Below are 7155 nucleotides of genomic sequence, written 5' to 3'. Positions count from 1 at the left end.
CTCGAGTTTCATTTGCTGGCATCAATTAAGATACTCATTTTGTTTGTGTCACTGGCAAGCCAGGCACAAACTGTATTTCGTTAACGTTTTGCTGTTCAGTTTTCAAGGTTCATAAGGTTGGTCTCTCGTAAGAGTCAACTTTCTTATATTAACATCTCGTTGTTATGTTGTCAACACTTTAGTTAAAAACTTTTTCGTTGTGTTTTTCGCTAAGTCGCTAACTGCAAAAGCAACTTTATAAATATACCACCTGTTTTCAAAAAGCGCAACTGTTTTTATCAATTCTTTTTGCTTTTCTTTTACATTCTATATAAACGCTTGATTTTAGACAGAAAAAAACAGCTCCAATATAGCTATTGGAGCTGTCGTATCAGTCTTTAGGACGCATTTGAGGGAATAATAGTACGTCACGGATTGATTGAGAGTTCGTCAACAACATGACGAGACGATCGATTCCGATACCTAGACCACCTGTAGGCGGTAGTCCGTATTCTAATGCTGTAATGAAATCTTCGTCCATTTCATGCGCTTCGTCGTTTCCTTGTTCCTTCTCAACAAGTTGCGACTCAAAGCGTTCGCGCTGATCGATTGGATCATTTAATTCCGTAAAGGCGTTCGCGTGTTCACGACGGACGATGAATAGCTCGAAGCGATCCGTGTAGCGTGGATCTTCCGGGTTCTTCTTCGCAAGAGGTGATACCTCTACAGGATGTCCGTAGATGAATGTCGGCTGCACAAGTTCTTCTTCTACTTTTTGTTCGAAGAATTCATTCAGTACATGACCTACTTCCATAGAAGGAGTTACTTGAACGTTATGCTCTTTTGCTAATTCATGTGCTTGTTCTTTCGTCAATTGCTGCCAGAAGTCAACACCCGTAAAGTCTTTAACTGCGTCTGCCATGTGCAGTCGTTTCCAACGTGGTGCTAATTCGATTTGATCGTCACCGTATTGGATTGTCGTTGTACCGAGCACTTCTTGCGCGATATGTGCCACAAGGTTCTCAGTCAATTCCATGATGTCGTTGTAATCTGCATAGGCTTCGTACAACTCAATCATTGTGAATTCGGGGTTGTGGCGAGTGGACATTCCTTCATTACGGAATACGCGTCCGATCTCATATACTTTCTCTAGACCTCCAACGATTAGGCGCTTTAGATGTAGTTCAATAGCAATTCGCATGTATAGTGTCATATCAAGTGTATTGTGATGTGTAACGAATGGGCGAGCTGCTGCTCCTCCTGCAATCGAGTGAAGCATAGGTGTTTCTACTTCAAGGAAACCTTGTCCATCTAAATAATGACGCATGGATTGAATGATACGACTACGCATAATGAATGTTTCTTTGCTGCCTTCAGTCGAAATCAAGTCTAGGTAGCGTTGGCGATAGCGCTGTTCTACATCTTGTAAGCCATGGAACTTCTCAGGTAACGGACGTAATGCTTTCGTCAAGAACGTAAACTTCGTCGCTTTAATAGAGAGTTCTCCTACTTTTGTTTTGAAGATAACGCCTTGTACGCCGACAATGTCTCCAAGATCCGCAAAAGTGAATAGCTTATAAGCATCTTCACCAATAGCGTCTTGACGCACGTAAATCTGGATTTGACCTCCAAGATCTTGGATATGCGCAAATCCTGCCTTACCTTTACCACGCTTCGTCATGATACGGCCGGCAATTGTTACTTCATGCTCGTTCTCTTCCAGCTCTTCTTTTGATTGTTCTTCATATGTAGAGCGGATTTCACTTGTTAGGTGTGTTCGTTCAAAACGCTGACCGAAAGGATCCAAACCACCTTCGCGTATATCTTTCATCTTCTGGCGTCTCACCAAAAGCTGATCATTCATTTCATCCATATTGGACATTACCTTTCACTCCTTCATACTTTGACTATCCCTCTTCACGGGAATGGTCGTCTGCAACTATTGTACACAAATTCCAGGCCTAACAAAAGGACAAACAGTTATCTCGTGTGTTTGTATAGAAAAACTGCCACGTTATAGGACAGTTCGTTCAATCTTATTGTAGAAACTCCTCAATTCGCACAATCTTTTTCCAAAGATTCACTCCGTCTTCCTTTATCGCAGGCTCTTCATTGTAGAGCCTTCCCGTTATAGGATTCTTTACTTCCGGGTTAATTTCGACTAGTGGAACGAGAACAAAGGCGCGCTCTTGCATACGGATATGTGGAATAATCAGATGCTCCAGTTGAATGTGCTCTTCATTATAAAGCAAGATATCCAAGTCTACCGTCCGTGGACCCCAACGGATTTTACGCATTCTACCAAGCTTGTTTTCAATGGATTGACACGCACTCAATAATTCTGTTGCTTCTAATGTAGTCTCTAGATTCACTACGATATTCAAAAACTTCGCTTGTTCTGTTAATCCGACAGGCTCAGTTTCGTACACTGAAGAAACTTTTAACGCCTTAATAGAAGGATTTTCATTTAACAACTCCACAGCTTGCTGTAAATGCTCGAGGCGATTACCTATATTCGACCCGAGTGACAAGTAGGCGTTATTCAAGTGAAACGCCCCCTCGTGATTTCCACGGAAACGGATGAGTAATGCCCTCGAATCGGTGGATCCGGCTTTATAAGTAGGACGCGCACACCATTCACCTTTTCCGCAAAGTCTGTCATAATCGTACCCGCCACTGTTTCCGCCACCGTTTCGATCAAATGAACTGCTTCTCCTTCCACAATGTTCTTGCACATCTCATACACTTCCGCATAGTTCATTGTTTTCGATAAATCATCAGTTTGTCCAGCTTCGGCAAGATCTGTTGCCAATGAAACTGTCAGACGAAAGCGCTGTCCGAGTTTATTCTCTTCAGGCAATGCGCCGTGGTAACCGTAAAACTCCATATCATTCAAATGAATATAATCCATGAAACCCCTCCATTTTATCGCTTACCCAGTGTATGCTGCTTTCTTCGTCAGTACATCCATCATCTTGACCATCCGCGAGATTTCCTTTACATCGTGAACTCGCATAATATGTCCACCGTGCTCAATACCGTAGCAAACCGTGGCGCCTGTACCTTCAACTCGCTCATCCACAGGCAAATCGAGTACTTTCCCAATCATGCCTTTACGGGACGTACCAAGTAAAACAGGATATCCAAGATCCGCAATCGAAGATAGTCCTTGCATCGCTAGTATATTCTGTTCAAGATCTTTCGCAAAGCCGATACCTGGATCTAGCCAAATCATCTCTTCACTAACTCCTGCTCGTTTCGCAATCTCGATACTCTCTTGCAAATCTTCTATAACTGCCTCCATGAACGGTAGCTGATAATCACGATCTTCGCGGTTATGCATCAAGATGATCGGTATGCCATATCGCGCCGCTACTTCTGCAATGGCTGGTTCACGCTTTGCTCCCCACACGTCATTAATTATACTCGCGCCCGCCTTAACCGCGGCTTCCGCAACAGCTGCTTTTGACGTGTCAATCGATATTACACAGCCGAGTTCTCGAGTGAGTAATTCAATGATCGGCACAACCCGCGCTATCTCCTCTTCTACCGAAACAGGAGTGTGCCCCGGACGGGTAGACTCACCACCGACATCAATGATTTTCGCTCCATCCATGAGCATGCTTCGTGCGTGTTCAAGCGCTGGGTTTTGCTTGCCAAATTTCCCACCATCCGAAAACGAATCCGGTGTGACGTTCAGTATCCCCATGATGATTGTTTCTTCCATAAAATTAATCGTCGTTTCTCCCAGTTGATAAGAGGCACGTGCTTTTGATAGTTCCATTACTGGTCACTCACTTTCATTCGGTTGACGGCTTGTTGGTAACCGGCATGTAATTGTTGATAGACCGGTCCTTCTTTGCCAGAAAACCTCGTTTCTCCTACTCGGCGAATTGGAACTAGTTCCTGAATCGCATTGGTAATGAATACTTCTTCCGCCGATTCGAGTTCACCAGGCATGTATAACCCTTCATGAACAGCCAATCCAACTACTCCCGCGGTCTCCATTACAAAGGCCCGTGTCGTACCCGGTAAAATTCCTGTCTCTAATGAAGGTGTATACAACTCGCCTTCTTTTACCCAAAATATATTCGATGTAATGCCTTCTGCTACATATCCGTCAGATGTAACGAATAAGCCTTCTGTTTCTCTCAATGAAGGCAATTCGAGACGTCCTTTTACATTATTTGCATACTGATGAGACTTATGACGAACAACACTTTCAGGTTCATTGCGCGTCGTGGCAAGCCAGACACCATCTTTTTCTGTATGTACAGCCGGTAGATGAAGTGCCTTTTGAAAGATCAGTACATTTGGTTGTTTGTATTGAGTAGGGGCTAACCCGATATCATGCACACCCGCCGACACGTTTAATCGGTAATAACCATCCTCGCAGCCATTCTCTTTATATAAAGAATGAATCGCCATCAGAATTTCTTCATCGCTATACGGCATCTCTATATGGTAGTCAATCAAAGCTGACCGCAATCGAATCATATGCGAATCATAAAGAAATACTTCCCCACCGTACGTACGGAAGGTTTCGAAAAACCCTAATCCGTAAAGAAATCCATGATCGAAAGGGGAAATGCGTAGTTCATCTGCATGTACTTGCTCCCCGTTCATCCAGCAAATCAATGTGAGTGCCCACTTTCTTGACGAGTGACTAGCTCAGCCATTTTTTTCGCCTGCCACAGCGCTTTCGCTTTATTCAAAGACTCTTCATATTCTGAAGCAGGATCTGAATCTGGTACTAGACCAGCACCCGCTTGAATATGCACGACACCTGCTTGAATAAATGCCGTACGAATTGTGATATTTAGCTCCAAATCTTCATTAAAACCAATCCATCCCATTGATCCTGTGTAGAGACCTCTGCGTGTCGGCTCCAATTCTTCAATGATTTCCATCGTACGCAGTTTAGGATCTCCCGTAATTGAACCACCAGGGAAAACTCCGTGCATGATGGGCGCAAGATCTTCAGAAGCTGCCGTACCCCGTACATTTGATACCAAATGCATGACATGTGAGTACTTTTCAACGACCATGAATTCATCAACTTCTACTGTGCCTTCTTGACAGATTCCTTCAAAGTCTGCACATTCGAGATCGACAAGCATCTTGTGCTCACCTTTCTCCTTCGTATTCGATACCAATTCTTCCTGCAAAGCGAGGTCTTCTGTTTCCGTCAAACCGCGTTTGCGCGTACCACCGATTGGACGAGTGCTCAATTCAGTTCCACGTTTTTTTAACAATAACTCAGGTGAACCGGAGACTACTTCAAAATCCGGCGCCGCCATATAAGCCATATAAGGAGAGGGGTTGAACGAACGCAGCGCTTCATACATCAATAAAGATGGCGCTTCGAGTGGTTTTGACTGACGTACAGACAGATTCACTTGTACAACATCTCCCTGCTCGATAAATTGCTGTACATCACGGACCATCTGTTCAAACTGCTCTCCTGTTACGGAAACTTGCAAATTATCCTCTGTGACGTCAACATCCGTCGCTTGTCCAGGTGTAAACTGACGATTGATCAAGCCTATTTGTGATGCTTCCGTCCATTCATTCACCATATCATCCAAGCTGTGCTGCTTCTGAGGCAATGCCATAAAATAGACTTTCTCATTTTCTATGTCAAGCACGGCCCATTGATCGAATAGATAAAAGAATACATCAGGTGTTACCAGATCATCTTTCGCAAGAACCGGCAGCGTCTCATAGCGTCTGACATAATCATAACTGATCATCCCGATAGGACCACCTTGGTAGGCGGGTAACTCATTCTGGTACTCCAGCTCATATTGCGTCATAAAATCATTTAGCAGGACTAGCGGATCTTCTCCTGTTAATATTTCTTCTTTGCCATCACGCCACTCCAAGCGTAGCCCTGTTTCGATTGCCTGAAATGTCACAAGCGGATCAAGTCCCGCCACGCACATCTCTCCACCACGACCACTTTCTAATAAAACATGTCGTTCCACTTCTGTCGCAAGTTGACGATAGGCGTAAAAGAATTCATCTTTTGTCATTGAAGCCGTCTGATAAGCTACTGTATTCATGCTAGTTCCCCCTGCATTTCTAATGTTCACTCTGCTTTACTTTCCTCTATTAACTGTTTGATCATCTTGTCATCAAGCGGCAACATTAATTTATCTGTGATGACGCCTTCTTCATTGATGATATACGAAGTCGGGTAGACTTTGATCTGATACATTTTCATGACTTCGCTATCCTTATCTAATAAAATCGGGAACGACAATTTATATTCATCCACGAATTCCTTCGCACTTTCGACTTTATTCTTTTCAGTCTTTGTCATGTTGACTGCGAGTATTTCCATATTGTCGGTTTCTTTATTGTCGGTGTAGTAGCTATCCATATGCGGCATTTCCGAACGACATGGTGGACACCACGATGCCCAGAAGTTTAACATAACTGTTTTACCCTGGTAGTCGGATAACTTTACCGTATCCCCATCAAGTGTGGTTAGTTCAAAGTCAGGTGCTACATCCCCTTTATCGAGGCCTGGCTTGTCAGGTTCGGTAGTGGTTTGCCAATCTTGCGGCAGACGTTCACGCTCGTCTTTCGGTAATTTATCTATTCCGGCATCTTCATAACCCGGAATACCAGAAGTTTCTTCTTTAATTTCTTTGTTCAACATGAATATAATGAATCCCATGATGACGACAACTAAAACTGAAATAATTATGCTCCACTTTTTTTTCACAGTGAGCCTCCTCTGTTCTATGTATAGCTTGCTTGGTTCGTCTTAATTATACAGATTTCAGTGCGCTGATAAAAGTTTGAAGTTTATCTACGGTCAAATGTATCGTGCAAAGCGGGTTGGGAATGAGTTTTGTTTGGAATAGATAAGTAAGATGCGGCAGTAGTTTGTTGTTTTGCGAGACGTTTTCTCTTCCTTGTTTTGGCAAAGGTAGCGGTTTGACTGGCAATGTAAGTGGGGCGTGCATTGGACCCACTTCGGCGGTGGTGAATGGCTTCCGCAATGAGCCAGACAGGAAGTGCGCCTGGCTGTCTCATTACTACGCCTACCACGTGCAGCCGCCTACGTTAGATAGTGTGTAGAGCAGTTCTGATTCTTCTTTTGCAAGAATAAGGAACGAATACTACCAGGTCACTGGTTTCATCTACTATAAACCACAACCTGAC

8 protein-coding genes are annotated in these 7155 nt (G+C 43.7%); all 8 read right to left on the bottom strand.

Annotation, left to right across the window (positions count from 1 at the left end):
- Positions 1-370 precede the first annotated feature (370 nt).
- The gene (gene lysS, locus CSV69_RS16185) at positions 371-1861 is read right to left on the bottom strand and encodes a lysine--tRNA ligase (protein WP_085427782.1); all 1491 of its coding nucleotides are present in this window, start codon (positions 1859-1861) and stop codon (positions 371-373) included.
- A gap of 154 nt (positions 1862-2015) precedes the next feature.
- Positions 2016-2525 (bottom strand): 2-amino-4-hydroxy-6-hydroxymethyldihydropteridine diphosphokinase, encoded by a 510-nt coding sequence (gene folK, locus CSV69_RS16180; RefSeq protein WP_085427781.1) that lies wholly within the window; start codon positions 2523-2525, stop codon positions 2016-2018.
- Positions 2522-2890: a dihydroneopterin aldolase gene (gene folB / locus CSV69_RS16175; RefSeq protein WP_085427780.1), complete on the bottom strand. Its 369-nt coding sequence runs from the start codon at positions 2888-2890 to the stop codon at positions 2522-2524. Before folB ends, folK begins: the two co-directional genes overlap by 4 nt.
- A gap of 21 nt (positions 2891-2911) precedes the next feature.
- The gene (gene folP, locus CSV69_RS16170) at positions 2912-3763 is read right to left on the bottom strand and encodes a dihydropteroate synthase (protein WP_085427779.1); all 852 of its coding nucleotides are present in this window, start codon (positions 3761-3763) and stop codon (positions 2912-2914) included.
- Positions 3763-4617 (bottom strand): aminodeoxychorismate lyase, encoded by an 855-nt coding sequence (gene pabC / locus CSV69_RS16165; protein WP_099693974.1) that lies wholly within the window; start codon positions 4615-4617, stop codon positions 3763-3765. Before pabC ends, folP begins: the two co-directional genes overlap by 1 nt.
- Entirely contained in the window at positions 4614-6044 is a 1431-nt protein-coding gene (locus CSV69_RS16160) for an anthranilate synthase component I family protein (RefSeq protein WP_099693973.1), read from the bottom strand. The genes pabC and CSV69_RS16160 overlap by 4 nt, the downstream gene beginning before the upstream one ends.
- Positions 6045-6070: 26 nt before the next feature.
- Positions 6071-6712 (bottom strand): peroxiredoxin family protein, encoded by a 642-nt coding sequence (locus CSV69_RS16155; RefSeq protein ID WP_099625971.1) that lies wholly within the window; start codon positions 6710-6712, stop codon positions 6071-6073.
- 83 nt (positions 6713-6795) lie between these two features.
- Entirely contained in the window at positions 6796-7041 is a 246-nt protein-coding gene (locus CSV69_RS16720; protein WP_143560851.1) for a hypothetical protein, read from the bottom strand.
- Positions 7042-7155: the final 114 nt, after the last annotated feature.

Origin of the sequence: Sporosarcina sp. P26b, assembly GCF_002743245.1 — a bacterium.
Taxonomy (GTDB): domain Bacteria; phylum Bacillota; class Bacilli; order Bacillales_A; family Planococcaceae; genus Sporosarcina; species Sporosarcina ureae_C.
The sequence above is the reverse complement of the archived record's forward strand: the minus strand, read 5'-3'. Positions and strand labels throughout refer to the sequence as shown.